Genomic DNA, 21,864 nt, shown 5'->3' with positions numbered 1-21,864 from the left:
ACGGCAATCCGGCCATCGGGGTCGCCGAGGCACGTGTAGCCGTATGCGGTGCAGGTCTCCGGCTCGTACTCGCAGATCCACCAGTCGCAGCTACCGAAGTAGTGCAGGGCGGCGAGCTTGTCCGGGGCGACGATGGGGACCTCGACGGCTGCGGGTGGTTCGAGCAGTGGCTGTTATCCGCGGCGCACCAGGACAATCCTCCGTGTCGTCAGAAAGTACCGAGAGTGTCGACGCGTCTGCCGCTGCAGACACTGGCGGCGCCCGACCCGCTCAGTCGTCCCAGCCGAGCTCGCCGTCGTAGGCGACGACCGGGCGCAGACCGGGATGGGCGGCACTGCCGGACATCCGACCACCGGTGAGCAGGGCGGTGGCCAGGTCGGCGACCTCGCTTGCCAGGTTCGGCCACGGCGGGACCTGCTGGTTTCGCGTGTCCACGTGGTCCCAGTAGAAGACCTCGCCGGTGGCGCCGGGGCTGTGGTCGACCATGATGCTGGCAAGTCCTTCATCGGTGGTCAGCGGCAGCCAGGTCGGCCGCCAAAGGTCGGGCCACTCGACGCGAGAGTCCCGCGTGACGTCGTTGATGGTGCGCCACCGCTCGGCGATCTGCCTCGTGTCGAGCATGCGGTGCACCGGGGCGAGCGGAAACGCGCCGTCGAATCCGGTCGAGCCGTTGTGCCAGCGCAGCAGAGCCTCGACCTCGGGCCGCAGCCGGAACCCCACGACCTCTTCCAGCGTGGCGATCTCGGCGGCGGTCGCCGGCGGTGCGAGCAGCGCGGCGGTCGTAGGTGTGTGTTGCTGCAACCATTGTTCGATCTGCTCAAGCGAGGTTGCGAGGCTCATGCCGACCATCATGACCGGCCGGGCCGACATTCGGGCCAGAGACGGGCGGGCGCGAGCGAACCACGTGAACAGCGGTCCTCGCGCCCGTGCCGTCTGTGCTGTCTGTGTCGAACTATGGTCAGGCGATGGTGGCGGCGTCGATGACGAAGCGGTACCGCACGTCGGAGGCGAGCACCCGCTCGTAGGCATCGTTGATCCGGTCGGCGGAGATGATCTCGATCTCGGAGCCGATGCCGTGCTGGGCGCAGAAGTCGAGCATCTCCTGGGTCAACGCGACACCGCCGATCATCGAGCCGGTGAGGTTGCGCCGGCTGCCCAGCAGGAACCCGTGGACGCTCATCGGGCCGGGTGCCACGCCGACGTTGACCATGGTGCCGTCGACGGTGAGCAGCCCGAGGTAGGCGTTGATGTCGAGGTCGGCGCTGACGGTGTTGATGATGAGGTCGAACCGGTCGGCGAGCTGCGTGAACGTGTCCGGGTCAGCGGTGGCGTAGTAGTCGTCGGCGCCGAGACGCAGACCATCCTCGCGCTTCTTGAGCGACTGCGACAGCACGGTGACGTGCGCGCCCATGGCGTGGGCGAGTTTGACAGCCATGTGACCGAGCCCGCCGAGGCCGACGACGGCGACCTGCCGGCCGGGACCGGCGCCCCAGCGGCGCAGCGGCGCGTAGGTGGTGATGCCCGCACACAGCAGCGGCGCGGCGGCCGCCGGGTCGAGCCCCTGCGGGACGGACAGAACGAAACCGGCGTCCACGACGACGTGGGTGGAGTAGCCGCCCTGGGTCGAGGTGCCGTCGCGGTCCGGGCTGGCGTAGGTGAACACGGTGCCGTTGACGCAGTACTGCTCGTCGCCGTTGCGGCAGTTGGCGCACTCCCCGCACGAGTTGACCATGCAGCCGACGCCGACACGGTCACCGACGCGGTGCTTGGTGACGTCGGCGCCGACCTCGGCGACGACTCCGACGATCTCGTGGCCGGGCACGACCGGGAACGGCTGCGGGCCCCACTCACCGCGCACCGTGTGGATGTCGGAGTGGCAGATGCCGGCGTACTCGATGGCGATGAGGACGTCGTTCGCGCCGACGGCACGGCGTTCGATGACGGTCGGGACCAACGGCTCGGCCGGGCCCGGTGCGGCATAGGCGTGCACGCGCATGACAGATCGCTCCTTGGATCGGGACTCGCCTCCGGTGGTCGTCACGGGGCGGGCGTCAGGTTCACTATCCATCAAACGCGCTGGACACCGGGGGTGAAAGGCACTGGTGAAACGTGTACTGGCAGGGCACCCCTGAGCCGGAGACGGCGACCTGGCCTGAGGACATGGACCAGCGCAGCCAGATCCGTGAGTGTTCCTGACCTGGTCCCGCCTGCGGTGCAGCGGTTGCTGTACGGCATGACAGACGTCCCGGCGCTGGTCATGAACGGTCGTGGTGACGTGCTGGCCACCAACCCGCTGGGTCGTGCCCTGTACGCGCCGATGCTCGAGGCTGCCGGCGGAGCCGTGCCGAAGCGCTCGACCTGACCGCCGACAATCTCGCCCTCATCGCCTACGGCACCGAACCGGGCAGCGACTCCGAGGACAAACTGCGCCTGCTGGCCAGCTGGTCCGCCGCCGACACCGCGGAAAGCAGCACCTTTTCGCTGACCGGGTCCAGCCCCGTGCCGGCGTGTCAGCTGACGACCGAGATGGTCACCCGCCCTGATGCCAGCTGGTCCAGGTGCTGTTTGGTGGCCTGGAAGGTCCCGAGGTGCACGGTGTCGTCGGAGTAGCCGACACCGTCGGCGTCGTAGAAGAAGGCAAGATTTCCCCATGGGGCGTAATAGACGAGATCGCCGGCGTTCGGATCCACCCCCGGTGTACCGGCGGTGTCCAGCTTCCTGGGCAGGTAGGCGATCTTTTCCTTGCCGGCGAACTCTTCGAGGTTCAGCTCCAGTGGCAGCAGGGACAGGAAGTCGCGGACCGTGGCGGTGTCCCGGCCGATGACGACGTCGACCGATGCGGCGCCGGTGGTGAACCGTACGACTGTGCCCTCGACGGGTCGGCCGGAGCGCCCGCCGACGACCGGCCCGGATGCGGCAGCCGATCCCGGCGTGGTCGCGGTCTGTGAGGCCGGGGTGGCCTGTCCGTTGTCCGCAGGATCGGCGGCGCAGCCGCCGAGCATGAGCAGCAGACCGGCGATGGCACTGTGCGTCAGGTGTCGCTGCATGACGGTCCCTTTCAGGTGCTGAGGACGTCGCCCGTCGCGGCGTGCAGTAGCTGCGGCGCCGTCATCGCCGACGCCGCGGGCTGGTATCGCTCAACGCTCCGACGGGGCGGGGATGGCTTCGGTGGTGGCGGCCCAAGAGGCGAGCAGCGCGAGCGCCTGGGCGGTCGGCGAGGCCGGCTCGGCGGCGTAGATGGTCATGCCGACGCCGTCCTCGGCGCGCAGGTCCATGGTCTCGTAGGCGAGTTCGAGGTCGCCGACAACGTGGTGGTGGAAGGTCTTGACGCCGGTGCCGTGGATGCGGACGTTGTGCGCGCCCCAGCGGCGGCGGAAGTCGTCGCTGCGGGTGGACAGCTCGCCGACCAGGTCGTGCAGGCCCTTGTCGTGCGGGTCCTTGCCGGCGGCGGTGCGCAGGTTCGCCACGAGCATGTCCGCGGCGAGGTTCCAGTCCGGGTAGAAGCGGCGCGCGGCGCTGTCCAGGAAGGTGAACCGGCCGAAGTTCGGCACCCCGGTGGCGGTGGCGTAGACGTCGCTGTACATGGCCCGGCCAAGCAGGTTCGCGGCGAGCAGGTCCTGCCGGTTGTTCACCACGATCGCCGGTGCGGTGATCGTGTCCAGGGTCCACTGCAGGCTCGGCCGTGGCGTCCAGCGCCGGGGCCGGCGGCTCGGACGGACCAGCACGTTGCTGCCGTTGGCCTCCTGCGCCAGGCGCATCAGGTGGGCGCGTTCGGCGTCGTCGAGCTGCAGCGCCCGGGCGATCGCCTCGAGCACCCCGGCGGAGACCCCGGCCAGGGCGCCACGTTCGAGCTTGGCGTAGTACTCGACGCTCATCCCGGCCAGGGCGGCGACCTCGCTGCGGCGCAGCCCCGGCACGCGACGCTGCCCGGCGGTCGGGACGCCCGCCCGCTCCGGGGTGATCTTCGCCCGGCGGGTGGTGAGGAAGTCGTGGACCTCGGCTCGGTTGTTCACCTGTCCGACGGTACGGCGTAGCGGGCTGAGCTGGGATGCACTGTTGGTACACCCCTCATCGGTGACTTCCTCCGCCCGCACGGTGAGGGTGTGCTTGGCGCATGAGTACGACGCTCCTCGAACATGCCGGGCCTGGCCGTGTCCGGCGGCAGGCCCGGCTGACCACCGCCCTGATCGCCACGGTCATCTTCCTGACCGCGATCGCGCCGCTGGCCACCGACATGTACGTTCCCGCCTTCCCCAGCGTCGCCGTTGACCTGTCGGCGACGGCGACGCAGGTGCAGCTCACGCTGACGACGTTCTTCGTCGGGATGGCGCTGGGTCAGCTCGTCGGAGGGCCGGTCTCCGACCAGTACGGCCGTCGCCGGCTGCTGATCGCGGCGATCCTGGCGATGACGGTCGCGTCGGTGGTGTGCGCCATCACCCCGTCGATCGGGGTGATGATGGCGGCCCGGCTGGTCCAGGGCTTCAGCGGCGGCTGGGCGATGGTGATCGGCCGGGCCGTCATCGTCGACCTGGCCCGCGATGCACACCTGGTCCGCGTCCTCAACGTCATCGCCGGTGTCGGCGGCATCGCGCCGATCGTCGGACCGCTGCTCGGTGCGGCCATCCTGCAGCTGTCGCACTGGCGGGTGTCGTTCTGGACGGTCGCCGTGCTGGGCGTGGTGATGCTCGCCGCAGTGCTGCTCGCCGTACCGGAGTCGCTACCACCCGAGCGTCGCCACGGCGGCGGCCTGCGCGCGTTCGCCGTGGCCGGGCAGCAGGTGCTCGCTCAGCGCCGTTACGTCGGCTACGTGCTGGTCAGCGGCTCGGCGATGGGGGCGATCTTCGCGTACGTGGCGACGTCGGCGTTCGTGCTGCAGTCGATGAACGGCATGACCCCGATCGGGTACTCGATCGACTTCGCCGCCAACGCCGCCGGGATGACCCTCGCCGCCCTCGTCGCCGCACGCCTCGCCGGTCGGATCGCGACCCGCACGGTCATCCTCGCCGGGCAGGTGGCCGCGCTGGCCGCCGGCGTGGCGATGCTGGCCGGTGCACTGTGGTTCAACACGCCGCTGCTGCTCGCCCTGGTGTGCTTCTTCACCCTGATGACCGCGCAGGGCCTGATCGGGCCGAACGGTGGCGCGCTGGCCTCGGCGGAGGTGCCGCAGCATCCCGGCACCGGTTCGGCGATGCTCGGGTTCGTCACCTGGGTGGCCGCGGGTGTCATCGCGCCGCTCACCGGGCTCGGCGGGCAGGACACCGCGGCGCCGATGGCTCTGCTCATGATCGCCTGCGTCGCGCTGTCCATGTTCGGTCTGCTGCTGGCCCGGCCGGCGAAAGCGCCGGGCACCGCAGAGGACGCCCGGCCAGCGGTCGCGGACTCGCCTCTGCACGGGTGAGCGCACGGCCTTGGCCCCACACGTTCTCTGGAAGGATGTTCATGCAAGCGATTGGACGTCCCGGGGCTCGAGGTCGCCGGCACGATCGACGAAGTCGGGGCGGCGTCGAGGGGCTGAAGCTTGGTGTGGTGGTTGCCGGCTTCGTCGACCGATGGACGGATGGCGATCATTTCAGGGAATCCGCACGCGTCGCTGGTGAGGGAGTTGCTGCTGTTCGGGGTATTGGCAGAACCTCCCAGACCGGCCGCGGTGGTCGTAGCGTCGAAGGCGTGGACAGCCGAGCCGAGATCCGGGACTTCCTCACCACCCGCCGTGCCAAGGTCACGCCGGACCAGGCGGGGCTGCCGAACTACGGCGGCCACCGCCGCGTGAGCGGGCTGCGGCGGGAGGAGGTCGCGCTGCTGGCCGGCGTGAGCGTCGACTACTACACCCGCCTGGAGCGCGGGAACCTGTCCGGCGTCTCCGACGGCGTCCTCGAGGCCCTGGTGCGGGCGTTGCAGCTCGACGACGCCGAGCGGGCGCACCTGTTCGACCTGGCCCGCACCGCCAACACCACGGCGGCGAACGCTCGCGGGCGGCGGCCGACGTCGCAGTTGCGGCCGGTGGTGCAGCGGCTCCTCGATGCGATGACGATGGCACCGGCGTACGTGCGTAACGGCCGCCTCGACATCCTCGGAGCCAATCCGCTGGGCCGGGCGGTGTTCGCGCCGCTGTTCGACACCGCGGCCGCCACGCCGAACATCGCCCGGTTCATCTTCCTGCACCAGGCCAGTCAGGAGTTCTACCGCGACTGGGAGACTCTCGCCGGGGACACCGTGGCGCTGTTGCGCGCCGAGGCCGGCCGCGACCCGTACGACCGGGCGCTGACCGATCTGATCGGGGAGCTGTCGACCCGCAGTGACGTGTTCCGGACCTGGTGGGCGGCCCACGACGTGCGGCTGCACCGCTCCGGCGTCAAGCACGTGCACCACCCGGAGGTCGGCGACCTCACCTTGGCCTATGAGTCCCTGGATCTGGTCACCGACGTGGGGCTGCGGCTCAACGCGTACACCGCCGAGCCCGGCTCGGCCTCCCAGGACGCGCTGAACCTGCTGGCCAGCTGGGCCGCGGCGCCGCGTGAGCGGCCCGCCGCCCGCCGAGCCGACTGAGCACGGGTGAGGGGTTCCGGCAGTACCTGGAACAGCAGCCACTGCCACATCAACTGCACCGCCGGTTGGATGGACAGCACAGGGGTAGCGGTTACCGCAGGTGGCCGGCACCGTGCGTCCGGACACGACCGGGCGGACCACCACTGCGGCACTCGCCCGCGGACCCGAGCGGGCTGCTGAACGGATATTTCGGAGGAAACAACCATGCGTGCAACGCTCATCTACGGTGCCGGTGACGTCCGGATCGAGGACGTTCCCGACCCGAGCCTGCGGGAGCCGACCGACGCGATCGTCCGGGTGGTGCGTTCCTGCATCTGCGGCAGCGACCTGTGGCCGTACGCGCCCCGCGAGGCCACGCAGCAGGGCGACCGGATCGGCCACGAGTTCCTCGGCGTGGTCGAGGAGGCCGGCCGGGACGTGTCCGGCCTGAAGGCGGGTGACCTGGTGGTGGCGCCGTTCGTGTGGGCGGACAACACCTGCGACTTCTGCCGCGAGGGCCTGCAGACCTCCTGCCGGCACGGCGGCGACGGCACCCACACCGTCCTGGAGTGCGTCGGGCTGAAGCCGGCCATCGAAACCGCGTTCGCCGTCGTGCGCAACGGCGGCACAGTCAGTCGGGTCGGCGCCCCGCAGTACCGGGACGTCCCCGCCGACTTCGGCGTGTTCTTCCGCAACATCACGCTGACCGGCGGCGTCGCCCCCGCCCGCGCCTACATCGAGGAGCTGCTCCCGGACGTCCTCGCGGGCCGGGTCGAGCCGGGTAAGGTCTTCGACCGCACTGTCGGCCTCGACCAGGTCCCGGACGGCTACCGGGCCATGGCCGACCGCAGCGCGCTGAAGGTGCTGATCCAGCCGTGAACGCCTGGACCGACGACGAGCTGCGCCGGGTCGGGGGCGCCGAGGAGTTGCAGCTGGCGTCCCGCCGCGGTGACGGCACCCTGCGTCCGTACGTGACGATGTGGGTCGTCCGGGCCGGTGACGAGCTGTACGTGCGCTCCGCCTACGGGCCGGACAACCCCTGGTATCGCCGCGCGAAGGCCACCGGTACGGGCCGGATCCACGCCGGCGGGGTCGAGCGGGACGTGACCTTCAGCGCCGCCGAGCCCGGCGTGCACGCGGGTATCGACGCGGCCTACCACGCCAAGTACGACCGGTACGGCCCGGCGATCGTCGGCTCCGTCGTCGGCGCCAAGGCCGTCCCGGTCACCATCCGCCTCGTACCGGCCTCCTGAAAGGCACCCTGGCTGTGGCACCCAACGAACAAGCCCGCAAGCACCACGACGAACTGTTCCCCGGGTACGTGTCGACCCTCGCGGTCACCGACCCGGAGCTCATCGAGTACTTCGACAACTTCGCCTTCGACGAGGTGCTCCGCTACGGCGACCTCGACACCCGCACCCGGCTGATGGTGCAGCTCGCCGCGCTCATTGCGGTGCAGGGGCTCGGCGAGTACCGGGTCATGCTCGGTGCCGCACTCACGGTGGGCGTGACGCCGGTGGAGGTCAAGGAGATCGTGTACCAGGCCGTGCCGTACGTCGGCATGGGCAAGGTCTTCGACTTCCTCCACGCCACCAACGAGGTCCTGACCGCCTACGGCGTCGAACTGCCCCTCGAAGGCCAGTCGACCACCACACCTGAGACCCGCATGGAACACGGCTTGGCGGTGCAACAGGAGATCGTCGGCGCCGACGTGGTGAACGCCATGTACGCCAACGCCCCCGCCGACACCGCGCACATCCAGCGGTACCTGTCCGGCAACTGCTTCGGCGACCACTTGACCCGTACCGGCCTCGACCTGCGCACCCGCGAGCTGCTCACCTTCGCGATGCTCATCGCGATGGGCGGCTGCGAGCCGCAGGCGAAGGGGCACCTCGCCGCCAACCGCAACGTCGGCAACGACCGCCAGACCCTCCTGAGCGTGGCCACACAGCTGCTGCCGTTCATCGGCTACCCGCGCACGCTCAACGCCATCCGGCTCATCGACGACGTCATGCCAACCATATCGGAAAAGGAAACATCATGAAGCAGCGCACCCTCGGCACCGGCCTCACCGTCTCGGAGATCGGCTACGGCTGCATGAGCCTCACCGGCGCCTACGGCCAGACCGGCGGACCCGCCCGCGAAGACGCGATCGCGCTGATCCGCCGCGCCGCCGACCTCGGCGTCACATTCTTCGATACCGCCGAGGTCTACGGACCCTTCGCCAACGAAGACATCGTCGGCGAAGCCCTCCAGCCGATCCGCGACCAGGTCCAGATCGCCACCAAGTTCGGGTTCGCGTTCGCCGAGAACGGCGTCGAACCGGGCGGGCTGTGCAGCCACCCCGAGAGCATCCGGCGGGCGGTCGAGCACTCGCTGCGCCGACTGCGCACCGACCACATCGACCTGTACTACCAGCACCGCGTCGACCCGCAGGTGCCGATCGAGGACGTCGCCGGCACCGTCAAGGAACTTATCGAGGCCGGCAAGGTGCGGCACTTCGGCCTGTCCGAGGCCGCCGCCGGCACGATCCGCCGCGCGCACGCGGTACAGGCGGTCGCGGCGGTGCAGAGCGAGTACTCGATGTGGTGGCGCGACCGCGAGCAGGACACCATCCCCGTCCTCGCCGAGCTCGGCATCGGCCTGGTGCCCTACAGCCCCCTGGGTAAGGGTTTCCTGACCGGCACGATCGACGCCACGACCACGTTCGCCGACAGCGACTTCCGCGGCCAGACGCCGCGCTTCCAGGGCGAGGCCCTCGAAGCGAACCTCGCGCTGGTCGAGGTGCTCAAGCAACTCGCCGCCGATGCCGGCGCCACCCCGGCCCAGCTGGCGCTCGCGTGGCTGCTCAACCAGCAGCCGTGGATCGTGCCCATCCCCGGCACCAAGAACCCGGCCCGGATGGCGGAGAACACTGGCGCCGCCGCGGTCGAGCTCACCGAAGCGCAGCTGGTCGAGCTGCGAGCCGCCGCCGACCAGATTCAGATCGTCGGCGCCCGCTACCCCGCGGCCCAGGACGCCATGACCAACCGCGACGCGCCCCTGCCCGCCGCGTAAGACCCGCCGACTGCCAGGCCAACCCGCAACAACCCGAAGGAGCGCAGATGAGTGCGCTGACCGATACTGCGACGCTGGCCGACGGCCGCCCGATCCCGGCGATCGGGTTCGGCACCTGGCTGCTGCAGCAACGGATCCATCAGCATGGTTCGGTACCAGCACGGGTGGGAACGCGGCTGGGGCAAGTCAGCGGCGGGGCCGGCGAAAGCCGTGCCCACTGTTGGTCCGACCCCGCCAGGCCATGATCAGCGGCACCAGGTACCGAAGGCCGTTTGGCTGTCGTGAGGCCGGGTAGGCCCGCGCCCGATGGGTTGAGTCGAGATCAGCAGGAGACGAAATGGGCAGCACACCCGCCAAGCCGACGCCTCCGTTTCCCGAGCAGGCGCAGTCGCGGCCGGGGTTGGACGCGCGGATGCAGCCGCGTCCGCACAACGAGTCGCCGGGATTGCGTGGGTCCGGCAAGCTGGTTGACCAGGTCGCCCTGATCACCGGGGGCGACAGCGGGATCGGCGCGGCCGTCGCGGTGCTGTTCGCGCGCGAAGGTGCGGACGTGGCCATCGTCTACCTGCCCGCTGAGGAGGAGGACGCGAACAACGTCAAGGCGCTGGTGGAGAAGGAGGGACGTCGTTGTCTGCAGCTGACCGGCGATGTGCGAGCCTCCTCGTTCTGCGGTGAAGCGGTAGAACGGACTGTGGCCGAGTTCGGCCGGCTCGACGTGGTAGTCAACAACGCTGCGGTGATGTACCAGCGCTCGCTGGAGGAGATCAGCGACGCTGAGCTCGAGGAGCAGTTTGCCACCAACGTGCTGGGCTACTTCTACCTGACGCGGGCCGCCCTGCCGCACCTTCCGGCCGACGGTCGCATCATCAACTGCGGTTCGGTGGCAGGTCTGGAAGGCAACCCGAGTCTGATCGGATACTCGGAGACCAACGGTGCGATACACACCATGACCAAATCCCTGGCGACCGAGCTGATCGAGCGGGGTATCCGGGTCAACTGCGTGGCGCCGGGACCGGTCTGGACGCCGTTGAACGCCTCCAGCCGTACTCCGGAGCAGATGGCCGGGTACGGCGCCCAAGTCGACCCGGTGCCGCTGGGCCGCCCGGCGCAGCCGGACGAGATCGCTCCCGCCTTCCTGTTCTTCGCCAGCAACGCCGACAGCAGCTACATCACCGGTGAGACCCTCGCCATTTTCGGCGGCCACGTCCTCGCCCGCTGACCAGCGGCCGGGATCGGCGGCAGTTCGGCGTGACGCCCGAGGGCGTCGTCGAGGTCCGGCAGCGCTACGAGGCCGGCACCGGCATGCTCATCACCGAACTGCGCACTTCGGCGGGCCTGCTGCGGCGTGCCGACGCGCTTACGCTGCGCTCCGGCGCGCGACGATCCGGCAGACGGCCGCGGCCTGGCGGCGGTGGATGACCGGCTTCGCGATGGCGGGCCGGTTCGTGCCAGGTCGCCCTCGGCCGGGCGGCCACCATGGCGGACCGGCTCGGCCTGCCCGGACCATCCGCATGGCGCACCCCTCATGGCCTCCACCGTGTCTGATGTGTACCTGATGTGCGCGTTTCGTGCTGATCGGGCTCGGTGTCTGTGGCGGGGGTCGCGGCGTGCAGGGCGCGGAGCACGATCGCGCCGATGAGGTAGCTGATCAGTGCGCGCGTTGGAATGCCGAACGGGGCGGGCTGCGTGCGGGGGTACAGGCTGTTGTCCAGCAGGCCGAAGGCGATCGCGGCGAGCCCTGCGACGGCCAGCAGCAGGCGTGGTGCGGGCCGAGCCAGAGTGGAGGCCAGCGGTCTGGGCATCCATCGAGGGCGGCGCCGGAGTTTACGGCCTGCGGACGATTCGACGGGTCCGAAGACGGCGACCAGGGGGGCGAGGACAATGGTGAGCGCGATCAGCCAAGGCAGGCGCCAGGCCCACCAGGACGCGGTGCCGGCGGCGGGGGTGGGGGTAGCACGCCGGCGGCGTTCAGCGCCACGACGAGCAGTATCGCGGCCACCATGTGCCACAGGAAGACCGTGAGGATCACCGCGTTGACCGCGATGACAGCCGTCCAGGGTCTGGTACGGCGCAGCCATCGCTCGGCTGCCGGCCGGACGAGCAGGGCGATGGCGAGTTGGGCGGTGAACAGGGCGAGCAGGGCCATGCTGGGTGGTGACATGTTGTGCAGCCGCTCCCCGGGCACGTTGATCATGCTGATCGGGTAGGGGCCGGGCACGGTGAGCACCAGGAGCACTGCCAGGCCGACGGCCAGCATTGCCCAGAGGGTGCGGGGGCGGGTGGGCAGGCGGTTGTCGCGCCAGAAGAAGCCGATCTGGTGGATGGCGAGCCAGCCGAACAGGAAGCTTCCGTTGCCCCAGCGACCGTCGCCGTAGAGCCGGGCCAGGTCGCCGGCGGCGACCAGCACGAGCAGGACTGTCGGCACGGCGGCGCCGTAGCGGTGATGCAGCGCCCACATGAGCGGGGCGAGGGCCACGATCGCGAGGTAGACCGACAGGAACCACAGCGAGATCCCGGCGAACCACACCGCCAGTCGCGCCCAATGCGGGTCCAACCCCGATAACTGGGCCAACCCGGCGCCGGCTGCGAGGATGAGGATCAGGGCGGTGGTGGGACGCACCAGCCGGGCCGCGCGGTGGACCAGCCAGTCTCCGGCGTGCCGGCCCGCGCGGTGGTGGGAGGTCAGGGAGGCGGCGTTGGCGTAGCCGCCGACGAGGAAGAAGATCGGCATGACCTGGACCAGCCAGGTGAGCGGGTGCGCCCAGCGAAGGTCGGGCAGGGCCGAGCGGCCGACCAGCTGGCCGTTCTGGTACTCCACGACGGTGACCAGCCAGTGGCCGAGCACCACGGCGACGATCGCGATCGCCCGCAGCAGGTCGATGAACCGCTCCCGGGAGGCCGGAGTCTGCTCGGCCATCCGCCGCAGCCCGCGCAGCGGTTTCATGGCTGTCAGGCCAGACCGGGCTGAGGGGGACGGGCGGCCGGAGGGGTCAGCATCTGGCATGTGCTCCTTCGCTGACGTGGTCGGGTCAGTGGCCGTGGTAGAGGGCGTCGATGTCGGCTGCGTACCGTTCGGCCACGATGTTGCGTTTGACTTTGAGGGTGGGGGTGAGTTCTCCGTCGGCTTCGGTGAATTCGCGTGGCAGGATCCGGAAGGTCTTGACCTGTTCGGCTTTGGACACTGCCCGGTTGGCGTGTTTGAGCGCGGGTTGGATTTCGTTGCGTAGTTCGGGGCTGTGCCGTAGTTCGGTGAGGGACGCCTGGGGTCGGCTGTGGGTGGAGCGCCAGCGGTTCCATGCTTGTGGGTCGATGGTGATGAGGGCGGCCACGTACGGGCGGCCGTCGCCGACGAGGATGCATTGGCTGACGAGGGGGTGTGTCTGGATGGCGTCTTCGATCGGTGCGGGGGTGAGGTTCTTGCCGGCCGCGGTGACGAGGATGTCCTTTTTGCGGCCGGTGATGCGGAGGAACCCGTCTGGGTCGAGGCTGCCGAGGTCGCCGGTGCGGAGCCAGTTGTCGGTGGTGAATGTGGCGTGGGTGGCGTCCGGGTTGTTCCAGTAGCCGGGGAAGACGACGTCGCCGCGTGCCTGGATCTCGCCGTCGTCGGCGATGCGGATCTCCACTCCCGGTAGGGGGCGGCCGGCGGTGCCGATGCGCTGTGCCGTCGGCGTGTTCACGGTCAGCGCTGGTGAGGTTTCGGTCAGTCCGTAGCCTTCCAGGATGGTGATTCCCGCGCCGCGGAAGAAGTGTATGAGGCGTTCGCCCAGTGGTGCCCCGCCGACGATCGCTGTGTGGCACCGTCCGCCGAGCGCTGCCCGGAGTTTGCGGTACGCCATCAGGTCGCACACGGTGTGGGCCAGGCGCAGCAGCGCGTTCGGGCCGCGTGGCGTGTCCAGGGCGTGGCTGTAGCGCACGGCCACCCGTTCGGCGACGGCGAACAGCGTTCCGCGGTGGGCTTCGGTGGCCTGCTGCCGGGCCTGTGCGTGCAGTTTCTCGAACACTCTGGGCACGGCGAGGATGAACGTCGGCCGGTGCCTGCCCAACTGCCCCAGCACGCCGGTCATGTCGGCGGTGTGGACCGTCGTCGCCCGCGCCTGCACTATGCCCACCTGGATCAGGCGGGCGAACGCGTGCGCGAGGGGCAGGAACAGTACCGTCGATGCCCCGGGGTGCAGCAGTTGCGGCAGTACTGCGAGCGCGCCGGTGGCGTCGCAGTGGATGTTGCGGTGGGTCAGTGTGCAGCCCTTCGGGCGGCCGGTCGTGCCGCTGGTGTACACGATCGTGGCCACGTCGGCATCGGTCACCCGGTCGCGGCGCGTGTCGAGCTGTGCCTCGTCGAGGGTGCGGCCCTGTTCGGCCAGGCCGATCAGGTCTCCGGCGTCGATCTGCCACGTCAAACGTAGTGCCGGCAGGCGGTCCCGGACGGCGATGACGGTCGTGGCGTGCTCATCGGTCTCCACGACGCATCCCACCGCGTCGGAGTCGGCGAGGATCAACTCGATCTGCTCGGCGCTGGAGGTGTCGTAGATCGGCACGGTCACCGCACCGATCGCCCACAGCGCGTAGTCCACGAGGGTCCACTCGTACCTGGTACGGCTGATCAACGCGACCCGGTCACCGTGCTCGACACCGGCGGCGACGAACCCGCGGGCGACGGCGAGCACGTCATCGCGGAAGGCCGCGCAGCTCACCGGCGACGCCCCGCCCCGCGGCGCGGATGGTGCCGGCCACGAGCGGGGATCGGCGTCGGGGCGCAGGAACTGCACCGCATCCGGGTCCTCACGGGCGTTGTCCCACACGGCTTGCGCGAGCACGGGCACCCGCTCGCGAGTGACCACCGGCTCGACCGCCACGTACTGCACGCCGCACCCCCCACTGTCACCACGCCCGGCCCTGGTTCCCGCTGTACCGCCATGATGCCGCCGGCACCAGCGCCGGACGGCGACGTTCGCCGGGAATGCCCAACTGAGGTGACGCAGCATTGCGCCCAGAGAGAGCGAGGTCGGCGGGAACCGTGTCCGGCTACCGTGGCTGCGTGTCTGGGACGCCTTGCGGGCTGTAGGTGACCGCGGGCCTGGAGGGTGAAAGGACGAGCGGACATGCAGCAGACGCAGACGGCGACACGCACGGTTCAACGGCCCCTGAATCCGAGTCAGCTCAGCCGGATCGACGCGTGGTGGCGCGCCGCGAACTATCTGTCGGTGGGGCAGATCTACCTCATGGACAACCCCTTGCTGCGCCAGCCGCTGCGTCCCGAACACATCAAGCCGCGCCTGCTCGGGCACTGGGGCACGACACCCGGACTCAACTTCATGTACGCGCACCTCAACCGCTGCATCAGCCACCGTGATCTCAACGCGATGTACGTGATGGGGCCCGGCCACGGCGGCCCGGGGCCTGTGGCGTCCGCCTGGCTCGAGGGGACCTACAGCGAGACTTACACCGACATCACGCAGGACGAGGCGGGGATGAAGCGGCTGTTCACCCAGTTCTCGTTCCCTGGGGGCATCCCGAGCCATGTCGCGCCCGAAACGCCAGGCTCGATCCACGAGGGCGGCGAGCTCGGGTACGCGCTGGCGCACGCCTACGGCGCGGCGTTCGACAACCCGGACCTCATCGTCGCCGCGGTGGTCGGCGACGGCGAGGCCGAAACCGGTCCGCTGGCGGCGAGCTGGCACTCGTCGAAGTTCATCAACCCGGCCCGTGACGGCGCCGTGCTGCCGATTCTCCACCTCAACGAGTACAAGATCGCCAGCCCGTCCGTGCTCGCACGGATCGAGCCGGAAGAACTCGATGACCTGATGCGCGGTTACGGCCACACGCCGTACGTCGTCGAGGGCTCGGATCCCGAGCAGATGCACCAGGACTTCGCGGCCGCACTGGACCGCTGCCTCGACCAGATCGCGGAAATCCAGCTGCGTGCCCGCCACGACGGCCGCACCGAACGACCCCGGTGGCCGATGATCATCCTTCGATCGCCGAAGGGATGGACGGGCCCGAAGGAGGTCGACGGACAACCCGTGGAGGGCACGTGGCGCTCACACCAGGTGCCGTTCGGCAACGCGCGGGAGGACGCGACACACCTGGCGCTGCTGGAGGAATGGCTGCGCAGCTACAGGCCCGAGGACCTCTTCGACCCCTCGGGCGTCCCAGTGCCCGAGATACGCGACCTGCATCCCCTCGGCAGCCGCCGCATGAGCGCCAACCCGCACGCCAACGGCGGCATCCTGATGCGGCAGCTGCGGATGCCGGACTTCCGTCACTACGCCGTCCCGGTCGAACATCCGGGCACCGGAGCAGTCGAGTCGACCCGCGTACTGGGTGAGTTCCTGCGCGACGTGATGCGCGACAACATGACCAACTTCCGGGTCTTCGCCCCCGACGAGAACAACTCCAACCGGCTCAGCGCCATACTCGAGGCGACCGACCGGACCTGGAACGCCAGGATCAAGGCGGGCGACGACAACCTCGCGCCCGACGGGCGGCTGATGGAGATCCTTTCCGAACACACCTGCCAGGGGTGGCTGGAGGGCTATCTGCTGACCGGCCGGCACGGGTTCTTCTCCTGCTACGAGGCCTTCATCCACATCGTCGACTCGATGTTCAACCAGCACGCCAAATGGTTGAAGACCACCAACGGCATCCCGTGGCGGGCCCCGATCGCCTCGCTGAACTACCTACTGACCAGCCACGTGTGGCGACAGGACCACAACGGATTCTCCCACCAGGACCCCGGCTTCATCGACCATGTGGTGAACAAGAAAGCGGAGACGATCCGGGTCTACCTACCGCCGGACGCGAACACGCTGCTGTCGGTAACGAGTCACTGCTTGCAAAGCCGGCAGTGCGTGAACGTCATCGTGGCAGGCAAGCAACCACAGCTGCAGTACCTGAACATGCACGACGCGATCGTGCACTGCACCAAGGGCATCGGCATCTGGCAGTGGGCGAGCACCGACGAGGGCACCGACCCGGACGTGGTGCTGGGATGCGCCGGCGACGTACCGACGATGGAGACGCTCGCGGCGGTCCAGATCCTGCGCGAGTGGTTTCCGGACCTGCGGATCCGGGTGGTCAACGTCGTCGACCTCATGCGGCTGCAGGACGACCAGACACACCCGCACGGACTGTCCAGCACCGAGTTCGACTCGCTCTTCACCACCAACCGCCCGATCATCTTCGCCTACCACGGCTACCCCTGGCTGATCCACCGGCTGACCTACCGGCGCACCAACCACGAGCAACTGCACGTACGCGGGTACATCGAAGAGGGCACCACCACCACACCCTTCGACATGTGCGTGCTCAACGGGATCGATCGCTTCGACCTCGCCATCGACGTGATCGATCGGGTTCCCCGGCTGCAGGCCACCGCCGGGCACTACCGGGAGCGTCTCAGGAACAAGCTGATCGAGCATCGGCAGTACATTCGGACCCACGGTGAAGACCTGCCCGAGGTCCGCAACTGGCAGTGGTCGCAGGAACCAGGACCCACTACAAGCATCGACAACCCGCCGCTGCGCGAACCTGAGCCCTGATCCCGCACGACAGCCGCGTCGCCACGGTGTACTGCCATCCGACCACGACGATCAGCCGATCCATCGCCCCGTTCGTCCTCGCGAGATCGGCGACGCCTGGTGCGTCTGGTGTCAGCGCCCGTGAGGTTCCCCGCTTTCGCGGAGCATGGTTACCTGCCGCCGCCGGGTGGTGCAGGCGTCACGGTAGCAGGCTCGTCGGCGAGCGTGACGCCGAGTTCGGCCAGCAGCGTCCACACCTTCGCGATGTGCGCCGGGGGGCCTACCGGAGTGGAGGCGGGAGGTTGGGTGGGTGGCCGGGATGGCCCTGATCGTGGTCGCCGACGACAACGCTGATGTCAGGTCGCTGATTGCTCTGGTGTTGCGACGGGCCGGGCACACCGTCATCGCCGTCGACGACGGAGTGCAGGCGCTCGCTGAGGCTCGTGCCCGTCGGCCGGGTTTGGTCGTCACCGACGGGTCGATGCCGCGGATGACGGGAGCCGAATTGTGCCGAGAGCTCGCCGCGGATCCCGACACTGCCGAGATCCCGGTGATGATGGTCAGCGGCTCCGTCGACCCGGCCGATCTTCACCAGGATCTGCCCTTCCTGGCCGCTGTCATGGCGAAACCGTTCGAGCCCGACGACCTGATCCGGCGCGTGAATTCTCTGCTCGAAGGCAAATGAACTGTTTCGTTGCGGGTGCGCGGTTCGGTGCCGCGCCGACCTTGACGGGGATTCGGTCAGTGGTTTCTGGTGAACTGTGGACACGCGTCGCCGGCCGCGACCGCGGTGGCGTTGAGCGTGTCACCGGGCATGGGAGTCAACCCCTGACCTTGGACACCTGGAACCTGGATCTTGAGTGGTCCGGGTGGATGGGAGTCGTTCCGGGCGTCCTTGCGGCGTACGCCCGGGCGGCCGCGGTGGCCGGCACGCCGCGAGGCCCACCCCGACGTGTTCAACACTCTGCTGCAGCTGCTCGACGACGGACGACTCACCGACGCGCAAGGGCGCACCGTCGACTTCCGCAACACCGTCGTCATCATGACCAGCAACCTCGGATCGCAGCACCTCCCGCAGGGCGTCACATCGGACGGGCAGCTCACCGACGAGGCCCGCGGCGCGGTCATGACGGCACTCCGCGAATACTTCCGCCCGGAGTTCCTCAACCGCATCGACGAGACGGCGACATCGCCGACCTACCGATGTGTCGACGACAGGTCGCGTACCACCTGGGCGGGTGCTGCTGCACCGTGTCGGATCCGCAGTTGGGATCCGCAGTGCGGAAAGTGGAGATGGCGGCAACCCTATTCGCTGTGCAGACCCGGTTCGTCTGCTTGTCCTCGTCTTGGCTGGTTGCGGAACCTGGGAAGGGCTGTGGCGTGGGAGGTCAAATCGACGAAAACGGGCGGCGGTGAAGTGGCTTCCGTCGCGGCCCAGAGACGGCGACGCCCGGCCGCCGAGATCGGCAGGTTGTCTTCTCCGCCGGCAGCCAGCAGCACATCGAAGTCGACGGCCGAGTCGCGAAGGGCACGCGGATTGTCGCGATCCAACGCACGCTTCACCACCGCCGCCATCGGACCGCGGGCCAGCAGATCGAGCGTGGTCTGGTACGAACAGCCCAGAACGTCAGCCAGGTCGAGGGCTTCACGCAGCCCCGCCTCGGCAGCCATGACGACCACATTGGTGATCAGTTTGTAAGCCACGCCGGATCCGAGCGGCCCGACACGAACGACCTGCCCAAAAGTGTCCAGGATCGGCTCGGCCAAGGCCGTCGCATCGTCGGAGCCGGCCAGCAGCACGGTCAGCGCGGCTTCTGAGGCGTACCGCACGCCACCGATGAGCGGAGCGTCGACGAGGTGAACGCCTGCCGGCATCTGCGATGCGAGCGACTGCAGCATGGCTGGAGTCGTGGTCGACAGGACGGCCAAGGCTGCTCCGGGTCGCATTCCGGCGAGAATGCCACCCTCCCCCAGATGCGCCCCCGGTATGTCGGCGGACATCACAGCACTCAGCACCACATCAGCGTCACGGGCTGCTGCCGCCGGGCTGTCAGCCCCGACAGCTCCCAGCGCCGTCATCGCATCAATCCGCTCCGGCACGACGTCGAAGACACCCACCCGGTGGTTGGCGCGCAACAGATGGGGGACCATGCGAGAACCCATGTCCCCGAGGCCCACGAAACCGACAGCGGCCATGGCATTCCTCCTCGTGCAGAGCGCCCGGCACCTGGCGCTACAGCGTCCTGATGATTCGGAACGCGTACCCGCCGCACCGCCGCCGATGTACCGGAGCACAGCGATTCACCACAAAGATCACCTGGGTAACGGATCTTGCCGTCAAGACCCTTCGCGCTGCACCAACCAACGTCCAGCGCGCGCTTGGTCGCTTCGACGACTGGCGCTATTGCATTGACGTGATCTCAACGAGGAATGGGTCTTCTCCAGGGACGACTCGGTCATAGCGGCTGGATCGGGCGGTGCTGGAGTTGGGCGTGGAGCCAGCGTCACGGTAGGCCTGCACCAGCGCACCGATACCGGTCGAATCGATGAATGCCACAACCGTCAGGGCGGGCACCAGCATGCGCGGCTTCCTGGACCAGCAGACCGTAACCGCAGTGCGCCGGCAGCCGCGACCGTGACTGCTCGCCGAGCCGCTTGCAGCGGGTCGACGCTCACCTGCGGCCTATCGACCGCGGCTCCGTCGACCTGAGCCGGCCGGCGTGGCGTGAACGGGCCGGCCTGTGCATGACAGGCGCGAATATTGTTCCTGGAACTCACTCGGCGTTGGTGGGCTCCAGCAGGGGGCGGAGCAGGTCGAGCAGCTGGACGCGCTGCTCGGGACGCAACCGGTGCATCGCGGGGGCGAGGGTGCGCTCGATCTCGGCGTCCAGGCGGTGCGTGAGTTCCCGGCCGGCCGTGGTCAGGAACACCTCGACGGCACGGCCGTCGTGCGCGCTGCGCCCACGGGCCAGCAGGCCGCGGCGTTCGGCGCGGTCGATCAGGCCGGACATCGTCGACTTGTCCAGGCCCAAGTACGCGGCGAGTTCCGTCACCCGCGGGCGCCGGTCGCGCAGGATGCCCAGCACCCGCAACTGCGTCAGCGACAGGTCGTGCTCGGTGCCGATGCGCGTGAGCACGGCCGTCACCTGGAAGGTGCTGCGCACCAGTGCGTCGATCAGCGCGTGCACGGAGTCCTCGGAAGTCACCTGACCATCGTAGTTGACATAGTTTGGATTACCAACCATCCTAGTGTTGTTGGGATTACCAACTAACTCCCTGGAGGTCTTCATGCGCGCTGCCGTGCTCACTGCGTTCGACGCCCCGCCGGTCTACCGCGACCACCCGGAGCCGGTCGCCACCGGCGACGGCGAGATGGTCGTCGAGGTACTCGCGGCCGGGCTGCACCACCTGACCCGCGGCAAGGCCACCGGCGCGCACTACAGCGGGGCCGGCGTGCTCCCGCTCGTGCCGGGTGTCGACGGCGTCGTGCGCGACCGGGACGGGCGGCTGCGCTACGCCGTGCTCGACGACACCCGGGTCGGGACGTTCGCCGAGCGCACCGTCATCGACGCTCGCCGCAGCGTGGTCCTGCCCGACGGCGTAGACCCGGTCCGCATTGCCGCGGCCATGAACCCGGGGATGTCCTCGTGGGTGGCGCTGCGTCGGCGTGTCGCGTTTCAGCCCGGCCAGCGGGTGCTCGTCGTCGGCGCGACGGGGAATGCCGGGCGGATGGCGGTCCAGATCGCGAAGTTGTTCGGGGCTTCGCAGGCGATCGCCGCCGGGCGGGACCCGGAGCGCCTCGCCGCGCTGCCCGCGCTCGGGGCCGACGAGGTCTGCACGTTCGAGCAGCTCGAGCGGGCTGCAGACGCCGACGTCGTCCTCGACTACGTCTGGGGCGAGCCGGCCGCCCGGGCGATGATCCCGATGCTCACCGCCCGGACCGACCGGTCGGCCCCGCTGACCTGGATCCAGATCGGGTCGATGGCCGGGCCGACCGCGCCGCTGCCGTCAGTTGCGCTGCGCTCGGCCCGCCTGCAGGTGCTCGGCAGCGGCATCGGGTCCGTGCCCGCCCGCGACTTCATCGCCGAGCTGCCGGAGCTGGCCGCGGCGGTCACCGAGGGCGCGATCGACGTGCGGGCCCAGGCCGTGCCGCTGGCCGAGGTCGCCCAGGCGTGGACCGCCAACACCGACGGCCGCATCGTCGTGGTGCCGTAGCGCAGCCGGTCAAGCACCCGTCTCTCTGGTGCGGTGCGGATGACAGCGTCGACCCGGGTCAGTGACCACGCCGTCGGCGAGGAGCTTTGGCGAGCTGACCCCCAGGTCGTCTGCCGTGGCGGCGGCAGACTCGGTCACGATCGCAGGTAGCCGGCATCGGCGAGCGTGCGCGAAGCGGTCCGCACGGCAACGTTGATCTTCGCGACGGCCAACCAGCGGGGGCGCCGATCTGCCGCAGGTGGCCGCGTTCACGGCCAGCCGCCAGACCACCGAGTCGATCTCGTCGACCGCTGGGAGCTGCACTGATGTTCGAACATCCCGCCGGCACGTCGGCCCGCGCCAGCAGCTGCCCTGTGCGGCAGGACCCGGTTTACCGTCACCGCTCCCGACCACCCGCGTGCATCCAGGTGCGCGCTGCCGGGAGCGCGCCGGCGCAGGTTGCCAGGACACCTGAACACCGAACGCCGTGGTCCGCTGGGCCGCGGTGAGGCCACCGATCCAGGCCGCGTGGGCCATGCCGCCGAAGCCCCGGATTGTCTGGCGCGGCGCC

Annotated in this window: 20 protein-coding genes and 2 pseudogenes; 14 read left to right on the top strand and 8 right to left on the bottom strand. The window is 69.4% G+C overall.

Annotated features, from left to right (window positions below; genetic code table 11):
• Nucleotides 1-270: 270 nt before the first annotated feature.
• Together ACFY3L_RS25460 and ACFY3L_RS25455 are read right to left on the bottom strand one after the other, a co-directional pair.
• Nucleotides 271-840 (bottom strand): SMI1/KNR4 family protein, encoded by a 570-nt coding sequence (locus tag ACFY3L_RS25460; RefSeq protein WP_389328772.1) that lies wholly within the window; start codon nt 838-840, stop codon nt 271-273.
• Between the two features lie 118 nt (nt 841-958).
• A complete protein-coding gene (locus ACFY3L_RS25455; protein ID WP_389328769.1) occupies nt 959-1,996 on the bottom strand; it encodes an NAD(P)-dependent alcohol dehydrogenase in 1,038 nt (345 codons plus the stop codon).
• 186 nt (nt 1,997-2,182) lie between these two features.
• Between ACFY3L_RS25455 and ACFY3L_RS25450 the strand changes: the two genes are divergently transcribed.
• Nucleotides 2,183-2,362, top strand: coding sequence for a hypothetical protein (locus ACFY3L_RS25450; protein WP_389328767.1), 180 nt, complete (start codon nt 2,183-2,185; stop codon nt 2,360-2,362).
• Nucleotides 2,363-2,510: 148 nt separating this feature from the next.
• Here the strand turns inward: ACFY3L_RS25450 and ACFY3L_RS25445 are convergent, their stop codons facing one another.
• Both ACFY3L_RS25445 and ACFY3L_RS25440 read right to left on the bottom strand, forming a co-directional pair.
• The gene (locus tag ACFY3L_RS25445; RefSeq protein WP_389328764.1) at nt 2,511-3,047 is read right to left on the bottom strand and encodes a cyclophilin-like fold protein; all 537 of its coding nucleotides are present in this window, start codon (nt 3,045-3,047) and stop codon (nt 2,511-2,513) included.
• A 90-nt stretch (nt 3,048-3,137) separates the two neighbouring features.
• Complete coding sequence (locus tag ACFY3L_RS25440; protein WP_389328761.1) at nt 3,138-4,013, bottom strand: helix-turn-helix transcriptional regulator; 876 nt, start codon at nt 4,011-4,013, stop codon at nt 3,138-3,140.
• 101 nt (nt 4,014-4,114) lie between these two features.
• Between ACFY3L_RS25440 and ACFY3L_RS25435 the strand changes: the two genes are divergently transcribed.
• The 9 genes from ACFY3L_RS25435 (at nt 4,115) to ACFY3L_RS25395 (ending at nt 11,001) form a co-directional block, all read left to right on the top strand.
• A complete protein-coding gene (locus ACFY3L_RS25435; protein ID WP_389328758.1) occupies nt 4,115-5,398 on the top strand; it encodes a multidrug effflux MFS transporter in 1,284 nt (427 codons plus the stop codon).
• A gap of 269 nt (nt 5,399-5,667) precedes the next feature.
• Nucleotides 5,668-6,546 (top strand): helix-turn-helix transcriptional regulator, encoded by an 879-nt coding sequence (locus ACFY3L_RS25430; RefSeq protein ID WP_389328755.1) that lies wholly within the window; start codon nt 5,668-5,670, stop codon nt 6,544-6,546.
• A 204-nt stretch (nt 6,547-6,750) separates the two neighbouring features.
• Nucleotides 6,751-7,404 carry an alcohol dehydrogenase catalytic domain-containing protein gene (locus ACFY3L_RS25425; RefSeq protein ID WP_389328752.1) on the top strand — a complete coding sequence of 218 codons (654 nt, stop codon included), beginning with the start codon at nt 6,751-6,753 and terminating at the stop codon, nt 7,402-7,404.
• Nucleotides 7,401-7,778, top strand: coding sequence for a DUF2255 family protein (locus ACFY3L_RS25420; protein ID WP_389328749.1), 378 nt, complete (start codon nt 7,401-7,403; stop codon nt 7,776-7,778). Before ACFY3L_RS25425 ends, ACFY3L_RS25420 begins: the two co-directional genes overlap by 4 nt.
• Before the next feature lie 14 nt (nt 7,779-7,792).
• The gene (locus tag ACFY3L_RS25415) at nt 7,793-8,569 is read left to right on the top strand and encodes a carboxymuconolactone decarboxylase family protein (RefSeq protein WP_389328747.1); all 777 of its coding nucleotides are present in this window, start codon (nt 7,793-7,795) and stop codon (nt 8,567-8,569) included.
• Nucleotides 8,566-9,582, top strand: a complete 1,017-nt coding sequence (locus ACFY3L_RS25410; RefSeq protein ID WP_389328744.1) for an aldo/keto reductase — start codon at nt 8,566-8,568, stop codon at nt 9,580-9,582. The genes ACFY3L_RS25415 and ACFY3L_RS25410 overlap by 4 nt, the downstream gene beginning before the upstream one ends.
• Nucleotides 9,583-9,629: 47 nt before the next feature.
• Nucleotides 9,630-9,827: a hypothetical protein gene (locus tag ACFY3L_RS25405; protein ID WP_389328742.1), complete on the top strand. Its 198-nt coding sequence runs from the start codon at nt 9,630-9,632 to the stop codon at nt 9,825-9,827.
• Between the two features lie 92 nt (nt 9,828-9,919).
• Nucleotides 9,920-10,801 (top strand): SDR family oxidoreductase, encoded by an 882-nt coding sequence (locus ACFY3L_RS25400; protein ID WP_389328739.1) that lies wholly within the window; start codon nt 9,920-9,922, stop codon nt 10,799-10,801.
• Between the two features lie 29 nt (nt 10,802-10,830).
• Nucleotides 10,831-11,001 (top strand): hypothetical protein, encoded by a 171-nt coding sequence (locus ACFY3L_RS25395; protein ID WP_389328736.1) that lies wholly within the window; start codon nt 10,831-10,833, stop codon nt 10,999-11,001.
• 104 nt (nt 11,002-11,105) lie between these two features.
• Here the strand turns inward: ACFY3L_RS25395 and ACFY3L_RS25390 are convergent.
• Both ACFY3L_RS25390 and ACFY3L_RS25385 read right to left on the bottom strand, forming a co-directional pair.
• A pseudogene (locus ACFY3L_RS25390) lies at nt 11,106-12,517 on the bottom strand (acyltransferase).
• A gap of 94 nt (nt 12,518-12,611) precedes the next feature.
• A complete protein-coding gene (locus ACFY3L_RS25385) occupies nt 12,612-14,444 on the bottom strand; it encodes an AMP-dependent synthetase/ligase (RefSeq protein WP_389328733.1) in 1,833 nt (610 codons plus the stop codon).
• A gap of 237 nt (nt 14,445-14,681) precedes the next feature.
• Here ACFY3L_RS25385 and ACFY3L_RS25380 point away from each other — a divergent pair, with 237 nt between their 5' ends.
• The 3 genes and pseudogenes from ACFY3L_RS25380 to ACFY3L_RS25370 all read left to right on the top strand — a co-directional run.
• Nucleotides 14,682-17,120 carry a phosphoketolase gene (locus tag ACFY3L_RS25380; protein WP_389328730.1) on the top strand — a complete coding sequence of 813 codons (2,439 nt, stop codon included), beginning with the start codon at nt 14,682-14,684 and terminating at the stop codon, nt 17,118-17,120.
• Nucleotides 17,121-17,418: 298 nt separating this feature from the next.
• On the top strand, nt 17,419-17,784 hold the full coding sequence (locus ACFY3L_RS25375; protein WP_389328727.1) for a two-component system response regulator: 366 nt from the start codon (nt 17,419-17,421) through the stop codon (nt 17,782-17,784).
• Nucleotides 17,785-18,036: 252 nt separating this feature from the next.
• Nucleotides 18,037-18,279, top strand: a pseudogene (locus ACFY3L_RS25370) (AAA family ATPase); the annotation flags it as partial.
• A gap of 125 nt (nt 18,280-18,404) precedes the next feature.
• On the opposite strand, the gene ACFY3L_RS25365 reads toward ACFY3L_RS25370, so the two are convergent.
• Both ACFY3L_RS25365 and ACFY3L_RS25360 read right to left on the bottom strand, forming a co-directional pair.
• Nucleotides 18,405-19,295, bottom strand: coding sequence for an NAD(P)-dependent oxidoreductase (locus ACFY3L_RS25365; protein ID WP_389328724.1), 891 nt, complete (start codon nt 19,293-19,295; stop codon nt 18,405-18,407).
• 578 nt (nt 19,296-19,873) lie between these two features.
• Nucleotides 19,874-20,305, bottom strand: a complete 432-nt coding sequence (locus tag ACFY3L_RS25360) for a MarR family winged helix-turn-helix transcriptional regulator (RefSeq protein ID WP_389328721.1) — start codon at nt 20,303-20,305, stop codon at nt 19,874-19,876.
• Between the two features lie 82 nt (nt 20,306-20,387).
• On the opposite strand from ACFY3L_RS25360, the gene ACFY3L_RS25355 reads away from it, so the two are divergent.
• Complete coding sequence (locus ACFY3L_RS25355) at nt 20,388-21,314, top strand: zinc-binding alcohol dehydrogenase family protein (RefSeq protein WP_389328718.1); 927 nt, start codon at nt 20,388-20,390, stop codon at nt 21,312-21,314.
• Nucleotides 21,315-21,864: the final 550 nt, after the last annotated feature.

It is taken from the genome of Dactylosporangium sp. NPDC000521, from assembly GCF_042898305.1.
Lineage (GTDB): Bacteria > Actinomycetota > Actinomycetes > Mycobacteriales > Micromonosporaceae > Dactylosporangium.
This window is presented reverse-complemented; position numbering and strand designations above follow the sequence as displayed.

Excerpts from the sequence above, each read along its gene's own strand:
- ACFY3L_RS25460 (WP_389328772.1), bottom strand. The coding sequence starts at position 840 with ATGAGCCTCGCAACCTCGCTTGAGCAGATCGAACAATGGTTGCAGCAA.
- ACFY3L_RS25455 (WP_389328769.1), bottom strand. The coding sequence starts at position 1,996 with ATGCGCGTGCACGCCTATGCCGCACCGGGCCCGGCCGAGCCGTTGGTC.
- ACFY3L_RS25445 (WP_389328764.1), bottom strand. The coding sequence starts at position 3,047 with ATGCAGCGACACCTGACGCACAGTGCCATCGCCGGTCTGCTGCTCATG.
- ACFY3L_RS25435 (WP_389328758.1), top strand. The coding sequence starts at position 4,115 with ATGAGTACGACGCTCCTCGAACATGCCGGGCCTGGCCGTGTCCGGCGG.
- ACFY3L_RS25425 (WP_389328752.1), top strand. The coding sequence starts at position 6,751 with ATGCGTGCAACGCTCATCTACGGTGCCGGTGACGTCCGGATCGAGGAC.
- ACFY3L_RS25410 (WP_389328744.1), top strand. The coding sequence starts at position 8,566 with ATGAAGCAGCGCACCCTCGGCACCGGCCTCACCGTCTCGGAGATCGGC.
- ACFY3L_RS25405 (WP_389328742.1), top strand. The coding sequence starts at position 9,630 with ATGAGTGCGCTGACCGATACTGCGACGCTGGCCGACGGCCGCCCGATC.
- ACFY3L_RS25400 (WP_389328739.1), top strand. The coding sequence starts at position 9,920 with ATGGGCAGCACACCCGCCAAGCCGACGCCTCCGTTTCCCGAGCAGGCG.
- ACFY3L_RS25380 (WP_389328730.1), top strand. The coding sequence starts at position 14,682 with ATGCAGCAGACGCAGACGGCGACACGCACGGTTCAACGGCCCCTGAAT.
- ACFY3L_RS25375 (WP_389328727.1), top strand. The coding sequence starts at position 17,419 with ATGGCCCTGATCGTGGTCGCCGACGACAACGCTGATGTCAGGTCGCTG.
- ACFY3L_RS25365 (WP_389328724.1), bottom strand. The coding sequence starts at position 19,295 with ATGGCCGCTGTCGGTTTCGTGGGCCTCGGGGACATGGGTTCTCGCATG.
- ACFY3L_RS25355 (WP_389328718.1), top strand. The coding sequence starts at position 20,388 with ATGCGCGCTGCCGTGCTCACTGCGTTCGACGCCCCGCCGGTCTACCGC.